Origin of the sequence: Natronosalvus vescus, from assembly GCF_023973145.1 — an archaeon.
Taxonomy (GTDB): Archaea; Halobacteriota; Halobacteria; order Halobacteriales; family Natrialbaceae; genus Natronosalvus; species Natronosalvus vescus.
In genome coordinates this window covers 3,022,684-3,040,012 of sequence record NZ_CP099546.1, presented here as the reverse complement: position 1 = coordinate 3,040,012, position 17,329 = coordinate 3,022,684, and the positions used below count along the sequence as shown (strand labels likewise).

General features: G+C 61.6%; 14 protein-coding genes and 1 pseudogene. 7 read left to right on the top strand and 8 right to left on the bottom strand.

Features of this window, described 5'->3' with window-relative positions:
• Positions 1 to 73 precede the first annotated feature (73 nt).
• The 3 genes from NGM68_RS14555 to NGM68_RS14545 are packed head-to-tail and all read left to right on the top strand — an operon-like array spanning position 74 to position 2,848.
• Entirely contained in the window at positions 74 to 1,333 is a 1,260-nt protein-coding gene (locus NGM68_RS14555) for a 4Fe-4S ferredoxin N-terminal domain-containing protein (RefSeq protein WP_252698960.1), read from the top strand.
• Positions 1,330 to 2,634, top strand: coding sequence for an NrfD/PsrC family molybdoenzyme membrane anchor subunit (nrfD, locus tag NGM68_RS14550; protein ID WP_252698959.1), 1,305 nt, complete (start codon positions 1,330 to 1,332; stop codon positions 2,632 to 2,634). The genes NGM68_RS14555 and nrfD overlap by 4 nt, the downstream gene beginning before the upstream one ends.
• Position 2,635: 1 nt before the next feature.
• A complete protein-coding gene (locus NGM68_RS14545; protein WP_252698958.1) occupies positions 2,636 to 2,848 on the top strand; it encodes a hypothetical protein in 213 nt (70 codons plus the stop codon).
• A 307-nt stretch (positions 2,849 to 3,155) separates the two neighbouring features.
• Here the strand turns inward: NGM68_RS14545 and NGM68_RS14540 are convergent, their stop codons facing one another.
• From NGM68_RS14540 to NGM68_RS18365, 3 genes and pseudogenes are all read right to left on the bottom strand, one after another.
• Positions 3,156 to 4,019 carry a 2-oxoacid:ferredoxin oxidoreductase subunit beta gene (locus tag NGM68_RS14540; RefSeq protein WP_252698957.1) on the bottom strand — a complete coding sequence of 288 codons (864 nt, stop codon included), beginning with the start codon at positions 4,017 to 4,019 and terminating at the stop codon, positions 3,156 to 3,158.
• Positions 4,016 to 5,770: a 2-oxoacid:acceptor oxidoreductase subunit alpha gene (locus NGM68_RS14535; RefSeq protein ID WP_252698956.1), complete on the bottom strand. Its 1,755-nt coding sequence runs from the start codon at positions 5,768 to 5,770 to the stop codon at positions 4,016 to 4,018. The genes NGM68_RS14540 and NGM68_RS14535 overlap by 4 nt, the downstream gene beginning before the upstream one ends.
• A gap of 806 nt (positions 5,771 to 6,576) precedes the next feature.
• Positions 6,577 to 7,488, bottom strand: a pseudogene (locus tag NGM68_RS18365) (nucleotide exchange factor GrpE); the annotation flags it as partial.
• A 176-nt stretch (positions 7,489 to 7,664) separates the two neighbouring features.
• Here NGM68_RS18365 and NGM68_RS14525 point away from each other — a divergent pair.
• The 4 genes from NGM68_RS14525 (at position 7,665) to NGM68_RS14510 (ending at position 12,816) form a co-directional block, all read left to right on the top strand.
• Complete coding sequence (locus NGM68_RS14525) at positions 7,665 to 9,137, top strand: DEAD/DEAH box helicase (protein ID WP_252698955.1); 1,473 nt, start codon at positions 7,665 to 7,667, stop codon at positions 9,135 to 9,137.
• A gap of 206 nt (positions 9,138 to 9,343) precedes the next feature.
• Entirely contained in the window at positions 9,344 to 9,592 is a 249-nt protein-coding gene (locus tag NGM68_RS14520) for a DUF7127 family protein (protein WP_252698954.1), read from the top strand.
• Complete coding sequence (locus NGM68_RS14515; protein ID WP_252698953.1) at positions 9,589 to 11,853, top strand: CDC48 family AAA ATPase; 2,265 nt, start codon at positions 9,589 to 9,591, stop codon at positions 11,851 to 11,853. The genes NGM68_RS14520 and NGM68_RS14515 overlap by 4 nt, the downstream gene beginning before the upstream one ends.
• A 291-nt stretch (positions 11,854 to 12,144) precedes the next feature.
• Entirely contained in the window at positions 12,145 to 12,816 is a 672-nt protein-coding gene (locus NGM68_RS14510) for an SdpI family protein (protein WP_252698952.1), read from the top strand.
• Between the two features lie 518 nt (positions 12,817 to 13,334).
• Here NGM68_RS14510 and NGM68_RS14505 read toward each other — a convergent pair.
• The 5 genes from NGM68_RS14505 to NGM68_RS14485 all read right to left on the bottom strand — a co-directional run bounded on the left by NGM68_RS14505 (position 13,335) and on the right by NGM68_RS14485 (position 17,116).
• On the bottom strand, positions 13,335 to 13,889 hold the full coding sequence (locus NGM68_RS14505) for an NUDIX hydrolase (protein ID WP_252698951.1): 555 nt from the start codon (positions 13,887 to 13,889) through the stop codon (positions 13,335 to 13,337).
• Positions 13,890 to 13,897: 8 nt separating this feature from the next.
• A complete protein-coding gene (gene bcp / locus NGM68_RS14500; RefSeq protein WP_252698950.1) occupies positions 13,898 to 14,353 on the bottom strand; it encodes a thioredoxin-dependent thiol peroxidase in 456 nt (151 codons plus the stop codon).
• 72 nt (positions 14,354 to 14,425) lie between these two features.
• Positions 14,426 to 15,352, bottom strand: a complete 927-nt coding sequence (locus tag NGM68_RS14495) for a DNA replication complex subunit Gins51 (protein WP_252698949.1) — start codon at positions 15,350 to 15,352, stop codon at positions 14,426 to 14,428.
• Complete coding sequence (gene priS, locus NGM68_RS14490; RefSeq protein ID WP_252698948.1) at positions 15,349 to 16,527, bottom strand: DNA primase small subunit PriS; 1,179 nt, start codon at positions 16,525 to 16,527, stop codon at positions 15,349 to 15,351. Before priS ends, NGM68_RS14495 begins: the two co-directional genes overlap by 4 nt.
• Before the next feature lie 109 nt (positions 16,528 to 16,636).
• Positions 16,637 to 17,116, bottom strand: a complete 480-nt coding sequence (locus tag NGM68_RS14485; RefSeq protein WP_252698947.1) for a GNAT family N-acetyltransferase — start codon at positions 17,114 to 17,116, stop codon at positions 16,637 to 16,639.
• Positions 17,117 to 17,329 lie beyond the last annotated feature (213 nt).

Here is a 17,329-nt window from a genome sequence, read left to right as displayed (position 1 = left end):
AAACTCCTGTAATTTCCACACGCAACCCTACCCGCAGTCCGGTGGGATCCATATGCATGATGAGGGTATCGGTATGAGTTCCGACATAGATCCGTCCCGGTGTACCTGTGGTTCGGGGACATGTTCCGGGTCAAATGAGAGCGACGAATCGCCAGAAACAGCGCCTGAGATACCAGATCTCGGTCAGGGATGGACTCCTGATGACCTCGATGATGACTGGGAAGCCCGCGCCGAGGCCAAACTCGAGACCGTGGAGTTCGACACGAACCTGGGCATCGAGATCAGTAGAGACGCGATGGCCCTTGCACGGGGAGAAATGACCGAGGCCGCGTTCCACGAAAAACACCACGAAGCAGTCTTCGAGGAGTTCGGGATCGATCTGCGGCCGACGTACGAAACAACGGTCAAAGCGACAACTGACGACGACGGGGATGCGCTTCCCGGTGTTCCCGATGTCGGAGGAGACGCGGTACCTTCCCGGCGAGGATTGCTAAAGACAATGGGTGGGTTGGCCGTAGCGGGAGCGGCAACGAGCGTGGCCGGTTGTCTCGACCGAGCAGTTAACACACCCGCGAGCACGGCAGATTCCGACGGGGATGACGTCCAGCTGGGGATGGTGATTGACACGGATCAATGCATTGCCTGCTTGAAGTGTGCGGAAGCCTGTAAACGGGAGAACGATACCGACCGCGGCAGCCAGTGGATGCACGTCTTCCGATACGAGGAAACGGAGTACGACGACGTGAGCGAGGGACAGATGCCCCGTCCGTGCCAACACTGCTCCGAACCGTCGTGTACGTACGTCTGTCCGACCCAATCGCGGTTCAAACGTCAGGAAGATGGTATCGTCCTCACGGACTACGATCGATGTATCGGTTGTAAGTACTGCGAGGTCGCCTGTCCGTACGGTGTAAACTTCCTCGGGAAGGATGAGCCGACCGACAAGTCTCCCGGCTTTATCGGGTCGGACACTGATAGGAACGATCGACGAGTCGGCGGGCCGCCACCCGCAGGTGTCATGGGCAAGTGTACCTTCTGCGTCCACCGACAGGACGACAGCGCTCAACGGGGGACGACCGCCTGTGAGGACGACTGCCCCGTCGATGCGATCCACTTCGGTGACATGAACGATGCGGACAGCCAACCCCGCCAGTATCTTCGAGAGAACCGAGACCAATCCCGGTTCAAGCTACTCGAGGAACAAGGAAACGAGCCGAACGTCGTCTATCTAGGTAACGAGCCATCGAAGAACGCAACACCGACGGATGGACCGTTCACCTACGAAGATCTCGGCATGGAGACGCTCGCGGACGATGGGGGTGGGGATCAATGAGTACTGACGTCTTCGAGGACAGGATCCTGTACCCGTTAGAGCACACATCGAAACGGTACTACGCGCTTCTCGTGATCTTTTTACTCGGGACGGTATTGTTCCTGATCGCATGGGCGTACCAGCTCAACGCCGGCGTCTGGGCGGTGACTGGCATCGGTGACTGGGGGATCTCCGGAGGGGTTCCCTGGGGACTGTACATCGGCGGGTTCGTCTGGTGGGTCGGTCTAGCACACGGGGGCATCGCCATCTCGGCTGCCGTACGAGTGATCGATATCGACCGGTTCGCCCCCATCGCTCGAGTATCGGAGGTATTGACGGTGCTTGCGCTCAGCATGGCCGCGTTCAATATCGTGTTGAGCATGGGTCGCCCCGACAGGATATTCAACACGATCCTCTGGTGGCCAGCCACCGTACACCACTCGCCGCTGGCCTGGGACATCGCTGTGATTACGCTGTACCTCGTGCTGAGTCTGACGTATTTGTGTCTCTCACTTAGAGCGGAGATAGCTGCCTTCCGAGACCGACTCCCCACTGTCTTCTCGCCGCTGTACTCGGTGCTTACGATCGGATACTCGAGATCGGAAGACGAGAAGATCGAGCAGATCCTCTGGTGGCTTGCGGTAGCGATCCTTGCGCTCGTGCCGCTGCTGTCTGGCGGCGTCGTTCCGTGGCTGTTCAGCCTCATCGCCGCCCAACCAGCGTGGTACGGATCCGCAGCCGGTGCAGCGATGCTCACGGAGTCGCTCACAAGTGCGCTCGCCGGTGTCATCATCATTACAGCGATTTTCAGATTCGCGTACGACTGGGGAGATGTCATCGAAGACCGAATCTTCCGTGATCTCGCGACCGTCCTCGCGTTCCTGGCACTAGCGACGATCTGGTTCACGATGCACGACATTTTGACCGGGGTATACACGGCCCCGACAAACATCGGTGCACTCACTGGAGCGATGCTCGAGTTGCCGTTCTTCTGGCTGGCCGTCGCCGGGCTCGTCGTCTCCGTCGTTGCATTGTTCCTCATGATCGGCTGGCCCGACCGGTTCTTCAGCATTCCGGCACTGGTCGCCATCTCGGCGATCCTCTCCGTGACGATCCTGAACAAGAAGGTGATGTTCATCGTGGAAGGGCTCATGTTCCCGACTGCCCCACCGCTGACGAACCTGTATCCCAGTGGATCGTATTCCCCTACGCTCCTCGAGTGGTGGCTCTTTATCGGCACGATCGTTCTGGTCGGCCTCGGATTCCTGGTCGCGACGAAAGTGATCCCAATGGTTGAACTCGACCCGGAGGAGGTGAACTGAGATGGCGCATGAAACGATCCACCTTGGATTGTACGTGATCTTCGGAATCATCATGCTTCCGGTGTACGTGATGATTCTGGGCTGGTTGATTGGGAAGCCGCGAAACTACCGGGCTGTCGCTATGGCGTTCGGATACATCGTCGGGTTTATCATCCTTATCATCGCGGGACTGTTAGTCGTGGGACTTGTGACCTCAGTTCTCACACCGTACTGACCACGACCGACACTTCTGAGGAATATTGCTGCCGTTTTCACCCTAACTGACGAACGTCTCAGGGGTACGTTCGGAGCGATCGGCATTTTCTCGGTAAGTGGCTTCTCGAGAGACCACAATGAAAACAATTTGCAGCTGTTCGACGGCCGCCTTCGGTACCCTCACGCTATTTCGAACTGGTCACAATCGTCGACACTCTCTTTAATCCTGGTGCACTCAAGCGACAAGCCTCGAGCGGTGTGTACCGTTTTCATCGGTCTCGACCGTGTTGGGGTCTCTGACGGCGGCGAAAAGAATTGAAGCGGACTCAGTAGAACTCGCGCACGAGATCCATCGCGTTCTCCGGCGCGCCGTCTGGAATATCAGCCATGTTCTCGGTGACGCCGTGTTGTTCATGGTACGGAACCGAGTTCTCGTTCTGATACATTACGCCCTGATACTCTTTGTCCGCGTCGAGGATGACCTCCTTTGCGGCCTCGAGGTCGTGACGGTCGTGACCCTCCTCCTCGAGGTCGACCAGCGTGTCGCGGAAGTAGTCGTAGGTGTCGACGTCGTTGAACGTCACACACGGGCTGAAGACGTTGACGAAGCCGAAGCCGTCGTGTTCGATGGCCTCCTCGATGATCTCGGCGTGGCGCAGCGCGTCGGAGGCGAACGACTGGGCGATGAACGTCGCCCCGGCGGCGAGCGCGAGCGCGAGCGGGTTGACGGGTGGCTGCTGTGGCCCCTCTGGCGTCGTCGACGTCTCGAAATCGGATCGCGAGGTCGGCGAAGCCTGCCCCTTGGTCAGCCCGTAGATGCGGTTGTCCATGACGACGTAGGTCATGTCGACGTTGCGCCGGACGGCGTGGACGAAGTGGCCGGCACCGATCGAGTAGCCGTCGCCGTCGCCGCCGGCGGCCATGACCTCGATGTCGGGTCGGGCCATCTTGACCCCCGTCGCTACGGGGAGCGCACGACCGTGCACCCCGTGGAGGGCGTAGCTGTGCATGTACGTCCCGATCTTGCCGGAACAGCCGATCCCGGCGACGAGGAAGGTGTTGTCCGGGTCGTTCCCCGTGTTCGCGAGGGCTTTCATCATGCCGTTCATCGTCCCGAAGTCCCCACAGCCAGGACACCAGGTCGGTTGCTTGTCGGATTTGAAGTCGGTGAATCGTACCTCTGAGCTCATTGTGCAGGCACCTCCTCTGAGAGTTTCGTTGAAATCGCGTCGGCGAGTTCGTCCGCCTTGAAGCGGACACCGGTGTACTTGTTGACCCGTTTGACCCGCGTCAGCGTGTCGTGTTCGATCACGTCGGCGAACTGACCGGTCGCGTTACACTCGACTACGATCACGTCCTCGGCCGCCTCGACGTCGTCGGTGAGATCCGGCCGCGGGAAGATGTACGGCACCGAGAGGATACGGACGTCGATACCCTCGTCCTCGAGGTACTCGAGCGCTTCGACGAGCGCGCCCTCGTTCGACCCCCAGGAGATGACGAGGTTCTCGGCGTCTTCGTCGCCGAACTCCCGGTAGTCCCAGTCCTCCTCGGCCTTGGCAGTCTCGACCTTTCGGTTTCGTTTGTCGACCTGTTCGACGCGCACCTCGGTGTCCTCCGTTCGCCGGCCGAGTTCGTCGTGCTCGAGGCCGGTGGACATGTGGGCCCCGTCGGTCGTACCGGGGATGGCGCGGGGGCTGATGCCGTCCTCGGTGGCGGCGTGGGCGCGGAAGCGACCCTGCTCGTCGAGCCACTCGCCGATCGAGTCGTCGTCGACGAGGGTGCCGCGGTCGATCTCGACGGCGTCCATGTCGAACGTCTCGGGCGAGAACGTCTGTTCGGTGACTGCGAGCGCGAGGTCGGCGACGACGTAGACGGGCGTCTGGTACTTCTCGGCGTAGTTGAACGCCTCGACGGTCTTCCAGAAACACTCGTCGATGGTCGTCGGCGCGACGACGAACCGTGGAATTTCGCCGTGGCCGCCGTACAACGTCATGTTCAGGTCGCCCTGTTCTTGCTTGGTCGGCATCCCGGTCGATGGTCCAGAGCGCATCACGTCGACGATGACGAGCGGCGTTTCGCTCGTCGCGACGAGGCCAAACGTTTCGGTCATCAGGTCGATGCCCGGCCCCGAGGTTGCCGTCATCGAGCGAGCGCCGGCGCGGGCGCCACCGAGCGCCATGTTGATCGCCGACAGTTCGTCCTCAGCCTGGACGACGTGACCGCCGTACTGTTCGATCCGCCCGGTCAGGTACTCCATCACGTTCGTCGCCGGCGTGATCGGGTAGCCGGCGTAGAAGCGACAGCCAGCGGCGAGTGCGCCCATCCCGATGGCCTCGTCGCCGTTGAGCAGGACGTAGTCGTTGTCCGTCGTATCGAGTTCGTAACCGAGGTCGAAATCGTAGTTCTCGCGGACGTAGTCTCGGCCCTTGCGGGCGGCCTCGCGGTTGTTCTCGACGATCTTCGATCCCTTGCCACCGAAGCGCTTCTCGAGCGATTCGTCGAGGTACTCGACGTCGAAACCGGTAATTTCACAGGCGGCCCCGAGCGCGACGACGTTGAGCATGATGGCACCGCCGGCCTCTTCGGCGAGCGTTTTCAGTGGCACGTCGACGGCGGTGATTTCGTCGGGAATCTCGGCGTCCCACGAGCGCTCGCCGTCGTAGATGACGGCACTGCCCTCGTGAAGTTCGTCGAGATTTTCGTCGATGGTTCGTTGGGTGAGCGCGACGAGAATGTCGAGCCGATCGACGACACTCTGTACGCGGTCTGTCGACGTCCGTATCTTGTAGGCGGTGTAGCCGCCACGGATCCGCGACGCGAAATCCTTCGACGTAAAGACGTGTCGTCCGGCCCTGGAGAGTGCCTGGGCGAAAATTTTCCCAGTGGAGTCGATACCGTCCCCGGCCTCGCCTCCAATTGCCCAGTTTAAGTCCTCGGTCATGTCGTAGCGGACGTTACCCCTATGTCGTCAAAAGACTTCTGAAACCCCACCCAACGCGCGATTCCGTGGAAGTCTTACCCCGATCGTAGTTACTCTCGAGCGATCGGTTCCAGGGACGCACTGGCTATCGAATCTGACGCTGACACGTAAAAAAACCTGCTTCGAGTCGGTGGGTGGCTCGAGGCGGTGAATGCTCGAGCCACCGGTTGAGACGAACCGAACCGTCAGGCTCGGTCAATCGCTCACGTTCCCTACTCGGTAGGTTCCGTCTCCACGTCATCCGTGGCTTCCCCATCGGGTTCGTCGGACTCGTCGCCGTCGACTTCGCCACCGTCGCCATCCGCATCGACATCGCCATCGACGTTGATATCCGCCTCGTCAGTGTCGCTCGCATCGGCACCGTCACCGGCTTCCTCGCTATCCTCGTCGTCCGTCGATGCAACTTCGTCGGCATCAGCCGTCTCGTCGTTCACGTCCCCATCGCTCTCGCCGACGTTCTCGCTGTCCTCGTCGTCAGTCACCGCAACCTCACCGCCAAGTTCGATCGCCTCCTCACCGTCGCCGTCGTCGGTCTCTGTGTCGGCTTCGTTGTCCCCATCCGGGTGCGATCCCTCGTCGCCGTCGACTGATTCGCTCCCCTGAGCATTATCGTCGTCATCGTCACCATCCGCGTCAGCGCCATCGTCACTATCGTTGCCAGCGATACCGTCGTCCGCGTCGTCGGACGGTGGCTCGCCCTCGCCCTCGTCTTCACCTTCGCCATCGGCTTCGGCCTCGCTCTCACCCTCGAGCGCTCCGTTGCTCACCGTCACCTGGGCGTTCTGGATCACCTTCTCGCTCATCTCGTAGCCGGGCGTGAAGACGTCGGCGATCGTTCCCTCGGGCAGTTCGCTATCGATTCGCATCATCACCTCGTGGCGCTGCGGATCGACGTCGGTTCCCGGTTCGGGATCGATCTCCTCGACGTTCTCGTCGGCGAGGATCCGGTCGAACTCCCGCAGGGTCATCTCGAGGCCGTCCCGCAGGCTCTCGACGTCGTCGCTCTCTTCCCCGAGCGCCCGTTTCAGGTTGTCTCGCACGCCAACCAGTCGCTGAACGAGATCTTCGGTTGCCCGATCTTTGATCTGCTGTTGACGCTTTTTCGCCCGCTTTTTGTAGTTCTGGAAGTCCGCCTGCGTCCGTTTGACGTGCCCTTTGAGATCCTCGATCTGTTGTTCGTACTCGTCGATGATTTCCTGGCGGGCCTCGAGTTCCTGTTCGCGGTTCTCGAGTTGGCTCTGGAGGTCGCCGATCGTCTCCGCCTGGGCGTCGACGCGCTCGCTCAGGTCGTCTAGCTCGTCGCGCTGGTGCTGGACGGTTCCGTTGAGGTCGCGGGCCGTCTCGACGATCGAGTTGACGTCGCGAGCGATCTCGTCGTCGTATTCCCGGAGCGTATTGAGGAGGTCGCGAATGTCGTCGCTCGTTTGTGGTGTCTCGTCCGTCACTCCCGTTTCGGCGGCTTCGCCATCCTCAGCGACAGGTTCAGCGTCCGCACTCGAGTCGGTCGGTAGTTCGTCCTCCGGTGGCTGCTCATCGGCGGTTCCCTCGCCGTCGGATGGCTCCGGCTCCTCGTCCGCATCCTGGCTCGAGGCCTCGGAGCCGTCTTCCGCATCGGCGTCGTCGTTTCCCGCAGCCGAAACGCCTTGGGCTGTGGGGTTTGGGCCCTCGTCTTCGCTCATGTCCCAGACAAGGCACAGCGGTAATAAAAGGGTTGAGGTATGCGTTCTTATCACCGCCAGCAGGTAGTGGTCGACCCGAATGACACTGTCTCTTTGCAATAAGTAGGGAAACGCCATCACTGCCCGTCAGAGAGTATTTGTGCCAGCCACGTCCACACACGAACAGAGTCGAAGCTATGTCGCCGCCTGCCACCGCACCCGATCGCCCCGTCAGCTTGTGTTATGAGGACGGGACGATTCGCATCGAGGGCGACGAGCAAACGCTCGAGACGCTCCTCGAGGACGGCTTGCTGGCCGATGGTGCGCTCAAGAGAGATGCCCGGACGGGATCGTTCCGCGCGGAAGGCTATCGGTACGCACCACTCCGGTCTGCACTCGACGACCACGGGGTCGTGGTGGACGACACGGTGCTCACCTTCGAACCGGAACGGCTCCACGGGATTCGTTCTGCCTACGACCTCCGTTCGTACCAGCGCGAGGCGCTCGAGTACTGGCTCGAGACCGACCGATGGGGTACGGTCGATTCGGCCACCGACACCGATGACGGCAGCGCCCACCCGGCAGTGGCACCAGCCGGCGTACTCGAGCTGCCGACCGGCAGCGGGAAGACCGTCATCGCGATCAAAGCGATCGAACGCCTCGGCGTGCCCACGCTAATCGTCGTACCTACGATCGATCTGCTCGAGCAGTGGGCGACCGAACTCGAGGCGGAGTTCGACTTTCCCGTTGGGCGCTTCGGCGGCGGCGAGCAGCGACTCGAAGCGCTCACCGTCTCGACGTACGATTCTGCGTATCTGAAAGCCGACTCCGTCGGTGATCGGTTCGGCTTCGTCGTCTTCGACGAAGTGCACCATCTCGGCGGCGAGGGGTACCGGGACATCGCGCGCCTGCTGGCTGCACCGGCGCGATTGGGCTTGACGGCGACGTTCGAACGGCCCGATGGCGCTCACGAGGTGATCGAATCGCTCGTGGGGCCGGTCGTCTACCGCCTCTCCGCTGACGACCTCGCCGGCGAGCACCTGGCTCCGTACGACGTCAAGCGACTGACCGTCTCGCTCACGGTCGAGGAACGGGCTGCCTATGAACGGCATCAGGGTACATTTGTGGACTACCTCGCCAGGTCGAACATCCGGATGCAGTCGGGTTCGGACTATCAGGAGCTCGTCAAGCGATCCGGCTCCGACCCGGCCGCACGGGAAGCACTCCTGGCACGCCAGCGCGCTCGAGAGATCATGCTCGGTGCCGAAGGGAAACTCGAGACCCTGGCCGACGTGCTCGGCGATCATCGAGAGGAACGAACGATCGTCTTCACCGCCTACAACGACCTCGCTTACGAGGTCGGCGAACGATTCCTGATACCCGTACTCACCCATCAAACGGGGACGGCCGAACGCCGGGACGTCCTCGAGAAGTTTCGCGACGGCACGTACTCGCGCGTGGTGACGTCGAACGTCCTCGACGAAGGGGTCGACGTTCCCGACGCATCGGTCGCGGTCGTCCTCTCCGGAAGCGGGAGCGAGCGCGAGTTTACCCAGCGCCTCGGCAGGATCCTTCGACCGAAAACCGACGGTGCTCGAGCGATCCTGTACGAAATCGTCGCGACCGAGACCGGCGAGGAGAGTATCGCTGATCGTCGCCGATCTGACTAACAGTGGGCGTGTGCGTCCCCGATCCAACGAGTAGTAGCGTGTGCGTGCCCGATCAACGTATTGTGAGCCGGATGTCGACAATGCGGTTCTGCTCGAGTTGTCTTCGCGAACTGCAGTTCGACCGCTAACTCACCTATGTGCTCACGTCGTGCGTTTTCTCAACACAACATTTATATAGTAGCGCAGCTTACCTGGGGTTAGTTACAATGAATTACTCACAGTTTGCCCGAGACGGTGATCGGCTGGTGCGCCAGTACCAGTACGACGACGAATCCGTTCTGGCGGTCGACTTCGGCGACGTCGACGACGATGCGACGGTCGACGTGGTGGACGGAACCGTCATCGTCGTTCTGGGCGACGATCAGCACGAATTCGATCTGCCAGCACAGGCACGTGACGCGCAAGCGTTTATCAAAAACGGCGTACTCACTGTCGAATTGGAGGACTCCCTATGAAACTCACCGTCAGACCGCTCAAACAGAAAGACGCTGGGCGCGGACTCGCTGCGATCGATCGCACTTCGATGAGCGAGCTCGGCCTCGAGAACGGTGACTACATCGTCATCGAAGGAAACGCCGACGCGCGAGCGGTTGCACGCGTGTGGCCAGGCTATCCCGAAGACGAAGGCCGCGGCGTCATCCGGATCGATGGCCGCCTTCGCCAGGAGGCTGGTGTCGGTATCGACGACCGCGTCACCATCGAGAAAGCGGACGTCAAACAGGCGACGCGCGTCACGGTCGCGCTCCCTCAGAACCTCCGCATCCGGGGTAACATCGGTCCGCTCGTCCGCGATAAGCTCAGCGGACAAGCGGTCACCGAGGGACAGACCGTCCCCTTCTCGCTGTCGTTCGGGCCGATGGCCAGCTCCGGCCAGTCGGTGCCGCTGAAGATCGCTTCGACGTCGCCGAGCGGAACGGTGGTCATCACTGACTCGACGGAGATCCAGATCTCCGAAACCCCGGCCGAACAGATCAGCGCCGGTGCGGGCGGCGGTCGCGAGGGCGTCCCGAACGTCGCCTACGAGGACATCGGCGGACTCGATAACGAACTCGACCAGGTTCGGGAGATGATTGAGCTGCCGATGCGCCACCCCGAACTGTTCCAGCAACTCGGTATCGAGCCGCCAAAAGGCGTCCTGCTCCACGGCCCGCCGGGCACCGGGAAGACGCTGATGGCGAAAGCCGTCGCCAACGAAATCGACGCCCACTTCACTACGATCTCCGGCCCGGAGATCATGTCGAAGTACTACGGCGAATCGGAAGAGCAGCTCCGGGAGGTTTTCGAGGAGGCCGAGGAGAACGCCCCGGCGATCGTCTTCATCGACGAAATCGACTCCATCGCCGCAAAGCGCGAAGACGCCGGCGGTGACGTCGAACGGCGCGTCGTCGCCCAGTTACTCTCGCTGATGGACGGCCTCGAGGAGCGAGGCCGCGTCACCGTCATCGCCGCGACTAACCGCCTCGACGCGATCGATCCCGCGCTCCGTCGTGGCGGTCGCTTCGACCGCGAGATCGAAATCGGCGTCCCGGACAAGGACGGCCGAACGGAGATCCTGCAGGTACACACCCGCGGGATGCCCCTCTCCGACAGCGTCGATCTGGATCGCTACGCCGAGAACACCCACGGCTTCGTCGGCGCCGACCTCGAGAGCCTGACCAAAGAGGCGGCGATGAACGCCCTCCGACGCATCCGGCCCGAGCTCGATCTCGAACAGGAAGAGATCGACGCCGAGGTGCTCGAGCGCCTGCGCGTCACGGAGAAAGACTTCAAGGAAGCGCTCAAGGGGATTACCCCCTCCGCCCTCCGGGAAGTGTTCGTCGAAGTGCCCGACGTCACCTGGAACGACGTCGGTGGCCTGGCGGACACCAAAGAACGCCTCCAAGAGACGATCCAGTGGCCCCTCGATTACCCCGAGGTGTTCCGGGCGATGGACATGGAGGCCGCCAAAGGCGTCCTCATGTACGGCCCGCCCGGCACGGGGAAGACCCTGCTCGCGAAGGCCGTCGCCAACGAGGCCCAGTCGAACTTCATCTCGATCAAAGGCCCCGAACTGCTGAACAAGTACGTCGGGGAGTCCGAGAAGGGCGTTCGCGAAGTCTTCGAGAAGGCCCGGTCGAACGCCCCGACCGTGATCTTCTTCGACGAGATCGACTCCATCGCCACCGAACGCGGCGGCGGTCAGATGGATTCAGGTGTCGGCGAACGCGTCGTCTCCCAGCTGCTCACGGAACTCGACGGCCTCGAGGAACTCGAGGACGTCGTGGTCATTGCGACGACAAATCGGCCGGATCTCATCGACACGGCGCTGCTCCGCCCCGGTCGCCTCGACCGCCACGTTCACGTTCCCGTCCCCGACGAGGACGGTCGCAAGAAGATCTTCGAGGTGCACACGCGCAACAAGCCCCTCGCCGAGGCGATCGACCTCGAGTGGCTTGCGAGCGAGACGGCGGGCTACGTCGGTGCCGACATCGAAGCGGTCTGCCGTGAGGCGTCGATGGCCGCTTCGCGGGAGTTCATCAACACCGTCTCCCCCGAAGACATGGCTGACACGGTCGGCAACGTCCGGATCAGCAAGGCACACTTCGAGCAGGCGCTCGAGGAAGTGCCACCGAGCGTGACCGCCGACACCCGGGAGCGCTACGAAGAGATCGAAGAGCAGTTCCAGACGCGCGAACCGGAGACGGCCGAGGATCAGCTGGGACGAACCTTCCAATAGTACCTTTTTCCGCTTCGGGATTCCGCGCTCCGCGCGGAACCACTCAGCGCAAAAAGCTACGCTTAAAAGGCCAAGCGCGAAGCGCTCGGTGAAACGCGGCGCTCCGCGCCGCGTACAGTCAGCCAGCGCCGCGTACAGGCGACCACGTTGTCTGGATTGACAGTCCCCGGATTTTAACTCTATTCTCGAGCCGGATACGCCCTCGCCCGTACCTCATCGTACATCGATCGTCCTGGTTCCGTGATTGACCCATCCCTCGAATTCATCAGTACGTCCGACGTATCATCCGCTATGAACACTCGTCACCGATTCGCCTTGGCTGGCAGCTTCGTCGTATTCTCGGCGATGGTGAGCGTTATTGCTGCACCCGAACTCCCCGACCAGGTCGTTTCCAACTGGAACGCCGCCGGTGAACCGAGTGGGACGATGTCTAAATCACTCGCACTCGGACTCATGCCCTCGCTGACTGCGGGACTACTCGGTTTGTTCGCCGTAATTCCACGAATAGATCCACTGCGTGCGAACATCGCCGAGTTTCGCACCTATTACGACTGGTTCGTCGTCGTTTTCGCGTCATATATGTTCCTCATTCACACCGGCATTATCGCGTTCAATCTCGGGTACGAATTCGACTTCGTCTACCTGATCCTGCTTGGAGCAGCCGGATTGTTTTACTACTGCGGGGTCGTACTCACCCACGCAAACCGAAACTGGTTTGTCGGCATCCGTACGCCGTGGACGCTCAGTGACGAGGTGGTCTGGGATCGAACTCACGCGCTCGGTGGGAAACTGTTCAAACTGACAGCGATACTCACAGTGGTCGGACTCCTGTTTGGCGAATACGCGCTGTACTTCTTTTTCGTCCCCGTAGTCGTCACCGCCATCATCACAGTTGTCTATTCGTACTATCTGTACGAACAAATCGATCGGAACGGCTCCGTTTCGTCGGATTCAGGGCTTTAGGTTGGTTTCTCGAAGTGATTCATGGAACTCTCGAGACACTCGAGCTACCAACTCCCCTCGAGTCTCAGGACGTCCAGGAATCGATCTCCCTCTGACGCGCCGTCGAGTTCCCCCAGGTGGTTCGGATAGGAGAGTTTCCAGACCACGGTGACGAGGAGTATCGCCGGTGGAAAGGAAAAGAAGTCGTAGAGTGTTGCCCTTGCTGACAATCCGGGGTGAACAACAGTGCTGCCGCGCCGATCAGGACGGCGACGGCGAGGACGAATGCGACGGCGGCAATTTCGGAGTTGATCGGCTCGAGTGTCGTCGTGACGATCGGCAGTTCGAAGGCTTCTCGCCCGATCCGGGTCGCTGGCGTGTGGAAGTGTGTGCATTCCGTCGATCTGATCGTCTTTCGACCGCCACCCCCGACGACAGTCTGGAAAGTCCACGCAGGTTAATCGTCGACCTTTAGTAGCCACTGAACGTCACTGTACAGCTGATCGGAAGACAAGTCTGCTAACGGTGTGTACATCGTTTCAATTGGCACTATATTCCTGTGCCGGATACGGCCTCGTCCGTACCTCGTCGTACAACACGCTCGAGGGCGGAGCATCGAACCAGTCCACCTCAGCGATTTCTCCCTCTCGAGGCCGCGGTTCCCCAGAAACGTATTCGCCATCGAAGATGACGATAGCTTCGAGGACGTCGGGGAGTGCGGCGGTCTCACATCGATTTGTGATCTCGTGAACTTCACAGATTCCGGTTAGCCGACAGTCGACGCCGGCTTCCTCCCGAACTTCCCGTTTCGCGGCCCGTTCAACAGACTCACCGGGTTCGACTTTGCCGCCGGGATCCGCCCATCCGTCGTCGCCCTCGTTTCGAACCAGCAGAATTTCGCCGGCCCCGTTTCGCAGCCAGACCCCGGCGCCGCCGAGTTCGTCACGTTCGTACCGCTCGAGAATCCGTTTCTGTTCGTCGGGCGAGTGAGTCCACGTTTTCTCGAGACGCTCGAACGTGCCGTAATCGGCCTCGAGTCGCGAGAGGAGGGCGTCGACCTCGCGTTTGCTTTCAGCGGTGATCGACCCCGACATCGGCCACCCTACGCGAGCGCCTCAAGCACTTCCTCGGCGTGCCCTTCGGGGGAGACGCCCTCGAAGACGGCCTGGATCGTCCCGTCCGGGCCGACGACGTAGGTGTTCCGGAAGACGCCGTCGAAGGTGTTGCCGAACATGTTCTTCTCGCCGTAGGAGTCGTAGGCGGCCGAGACCTCGCCATCCTCGTCCGAGAGGAGGTCGAACTCGAGGTCGTACTCCGCCGCGAACGACGCCAGGTCGTCGACTGGGTCGTCGCTGATGCCGACGACGGCCGCGTTCTCGTTCTCGAACGTGGGGCGCGCGTCGCGAAACTCACAGGCTTCGACCGTACAGCCCTCGGTGTTCGCCCGCGGGTAGAAGTAGACGATGAGGTGCTGGCCGTCGAAATCAGAGCGGCGAACGGTCTCGCCGTGTTGATTGTCCAGTGCGAAATCGGGTGCGTCGTCGCCAATCTCGAGCATACCTGGACGTTCGTCTCGATAGTTGTAGTGGTGTCGGTCGTGACGGCATCTTCCTCGTCCGACCGGGTCAGGTCACTCGAGCTGTTCGGCCGCTTCCCGCTCGACCAGCGGCGTCGCGTTCTGCTCGGGGAGCGTGACGACGTCGTCGGTCGCGAGAGTGTACTCCCGATCGTCGATCCCGAGAATCGAGCCGACGTCGCGGGTGATCTTGACGGTGACGCGGTCGACGTCCGTGGTCGATTCGTCGCCTGCGGTTGCGGTGTCAGTTTGAGCATCAGCGTCAGTTTCAGTGGCCAATGCTGACGGCTCGTCGTCTCGAATGGGTGGCTCCGAATCCGCCCCGTCGGATACCGCGTCAGCGTTCTCGAGCGGCGGTTCGTCCGGTGGCGGTGGTGGCGGCGTTTCGTCGGCCGATGATGACTCCTGAGATGCCTCCGTCTCGTCCGCCGGCAACTCCCCACCCATCGCGTCGGCGACGCTCACCGAATCGGATGGGGCGTTTGACGCTGGCGACGATGATTCCGGTGCGTCGGCAGAACGATCCGGTGACTTGGTGTCCGCGTTCGGATTCGAGTCGCTTGCGTCGTTTGCCGCGCCTCCAGCCACCGACTCCTTGCCCTCGAGGACGTCCAGCACCCGCGTTTTGTTGCCCTGGATTCGGTCGACGAGGTCGTCGAACAGATCCGACTCTTCGGCCGTGAGCCCCTCGTCGTCGGCGGGCATCCCCGCCGCTGCAAGACTGGCCTGTTTGACGAGTTTGCCCATCCGGCGCTCGTAGATCGCGTCGACGACGTCCTTCGCCGTCTCGATTTCGTCAGTCAGCCGACCGACCTCGGGCGAAGAGAAGGGGTCGTCGGCCGCGTCGGCGATACACTCGCGTTCGGCCTCGAGATTCGCGATGTAGTCGCCGACCTCCTGGTAAAAGGAGGGACGCAGATGCTGGAGACTGTCCTTCTGACGCTCCTTGCTTTGCACCGTGCGTAACTCGTCGAGATTCATGTTTCCGTTTCCTTCTCCGCCCGACCACGCGCCATCAGGAACATGGCAACGTACTCTGGTAGTGACTGGTCACCCTCCGGGACTGTAAAGATATCGCCCCCGAGTTCAACCTCGCCGCCGCGGCTCACGTCGACGGCGATCTCGTGCCCGACGAACGTCTCGGGGACGGCGTCAACCAGCGGGTCGAACGCGTCGAGTTCGTCTCGCGCGATGCGTCTGGTCTCGAGCGCGCTGCCGCCGTGGAGGCTGCCGGGGAGGCGGATCAGTCGATTCGTGTCGGTCGTCACCGGTTCGTCGATCGGCGCGTTGTCCCGCTCGACGGCCCGTTTGGCGAACCGCTCGGCCAGTTGGGAGACGGCGGTGTGAACCGTGACGTTGCCCGCCTCGAGTTCCTGGCGGTTGGTTCGGGCGGCGTTGAGCGTCGCCGTCGCCTTCCCCTCGCCGATGCCGTCGAACGACTGGAGTCGCTCGAGGGCGGCCTCCTCCTCGAGGTCGAGGAGCTCGTCGACGAAGGCCATGAAGTGTCGGTGGGTTCGGCGTCCCCAGCCGCCCTCGACGGAGAGATGTCGCCGCTGTGTTGGCGTCTTTCGCCCCAGGCCCGCGACCGTCTCGGCGTCGATCAGCTGGTCGTACTCGAGGCCGATTCCGCGCACGTAGTCGACGATCTCCCGGCGGTGCTCGCGCTCGAGGTGGAGGACGTTCTCGTCGCGCACGTGCACGTGGTAGCCACGTCCACCGGAGAAGACGACCTCGAGTTCCTCGAAACCGAAGTCGTCCTCCAGGAAATCGAGTAACCTGAGTAAGGCGTCCTTGCACTTCGACAGCATTTCGGCGTAGGAGTCCTCACCGAGGGTCACGCTGGGCAGGTGGTCGGCGTCGAGGTCGAAGACGAGATCCGACGCGCGCCAGTCCTTCGCGCTCATCGAGTTCGCGCCGGGGTCGCGATAACGGCCGACCGAGAAGTAGACGTGCTGTGGGCGCTTTCGCTCGAGGAAGTCCTCGATCGAACCCAACTCGAGGAGCGAGCGGTGGCGAACCATCGTGGTCTTGGGGCCCTCCGTCCAGGGGATGAATCCCCACTCGCGTTCGTTGGCCCCCGGGGGCGGGGTGATCTCCGTGCGTCGATAATGATCCCGAAACCGCCCCCGAAGATAGGCTCGCGTTCGCTCCTCCATTCGTCTCTGGTAGTCAGCAATACGAGCATATAGGCGTTTCCGAATGTTCGTCCGACTCGAGTTCGGTAACAGCAACGCTGACTGATTGAGACGAGGGATCCGCGACCGACTATCGGCGAATCAGATCCGAAATCCGATCGGTCAGGCCGGCACTCGAGCCGAGTTTGAGGTAGTAGGCGTCGCCACCGTCCTCGTAGTAGTTGTCGATGCGTCGTTTGATTTCGAAGCCGAGGTGTTCGTAGAACTGGAGGGCGTTTTCGTTCGTCGTTCGGGCGTGGCAGGTGATGGTTCGGTGATCCTGGGCGACCTGTGCGACGAGGCGCTTGCCAATCCCTTCGCCTCGAGCCTCGGGCGAGACGGCAAGAAAGAGAATGTATCCGTCCCGTCGAACGGCCGCAAACCCGACGAGGGTAGTTCCGTCGCGGACGTAACAGTGAACCGTGGAGCGACGATAGGCGTCGATGAAGAAGTTCCGTCGCTGCTTGAGTACCCCTTCGGCCTGGCTAATCTGTTCTTTGAGCTCCCAGGCCTCCTCGACGAACTCGTCGCTCCCGGGCCCGACAACGCGACTGTCGATGTTGACGCTCACTACCATACCGTATCACGGACGGCAATATAATTCCACCGGCAGTCAGACCGACATTTCAGGGGAAACGGTGGTCGTTAGCCTCCGAACACCGATTTTTCCGTTTTCAGTGTTCGCTCGAGCATCCCACGTCGCCGCTGCAAGCGGTGGTTCGACGGTGAACAACCCCGACCACAAGGGTCGGGGCTTCTTCGTGGTTCCCTCAGATTATCGCTA

What these genes read in the sequence shown, in the direction of transcription:
- NGM68_RS14525 (WP_252698955.1), top strand. Translation starts at nt 7,665, where the DNA reads ATGTCGCCGCCTGCCACCGCACCCGATCGCCCCGTCAGCTTGTGTTAT.
- NGM68_RS14505 (WP_252698951.1), bottom strand. Translation starts at nt 13,889, where the DNA reads ATGTCGGGGTCGATCACCGCTGAAAGCAAACGCGAGGTCGACGCCCTC.
- bcp (WP_252698950.1), bottom strand. Translation starts at nt 14,353, where the DNA reads ATGCTCGAGATTGGCGACGACGCACCCGATTTCGCACTGGACAATCAA.
- priS (WP_252698948.1), bottom strand. Translation starts at nt 16,527, where the DNA reads ATGGAGGAGCGAACGCGAGCCTATCTTCGGGGGCGGTTTCGGGATCAT.
- NGM68_RS14520 (WP_252698954.1), top strand. Translation starts at nt 9,344, where the DNA reads ATGAATTACTCACAGTTTGCCCGAGACGGTGATCGGCTGGTGCGCCAG.
- NGM68_RS14495 (WP_252698949.1), bottom strand. Translation starts at nt 15,352, where the DNA reads ATGAATCTCGACGAGTTACGCACGGTGCAAAGCAAGGAGCGTCAGAAG.
- NGM68_RS14540 (WP_252698957.1), bottom strand. Translation starts at nt 4,019, where the DNA reads ATGAGCTCAGAGGTACGATTCACCGACTTCAAATCCGACAAGCAACCG.
- NGM68_RS14535 (WP_252698956.1), bottom strand. Translation starts at nt 5,770, where the DNA reads ATGACCGAGGACTTAAACTGGGCAATTGGAGGCGAGGCCGGGGACGGT.
- NGM68_RS14515 (WP_252698953.1), top strand. Translation starts at nt 9,589, where the DNA reads ATGAAACTCACCGTCAGACCGCTCAAACAGAAAGACGCTGGGCGCGGA.
- NGM68_RS14510 (WP_252698952.1), top strand. Translation starts at nt 12,145, where the DNA reads ATGAACACTCGTCACCGATTCGCCTTGGCTGGCAGCTTCGTCGTATTC.
- nrfD (WP_252698959.1), top strand. Translation starts at nt 1,330, where the DNA reads ATGAGTACTGACGTCTTCGAGGACAGGATCCTGTACCCGTTAGAGCAC.
- NGM68_RS14545 (WP_252698958.1), top strand. Translation starts at nt 2,636, where the DNA reads ATGGCGCATGAAACGATCCACCTTGGATTGTACGTGATCTTCGGAATC.
- NGM68_RS14555 (WP_252698960.1), top strand. Translation starts at nt 74, where the DNA reads ATGAGTTCCGACATAGATCCGTCCCGGTGTACCTGTGGTTCGGGGACA.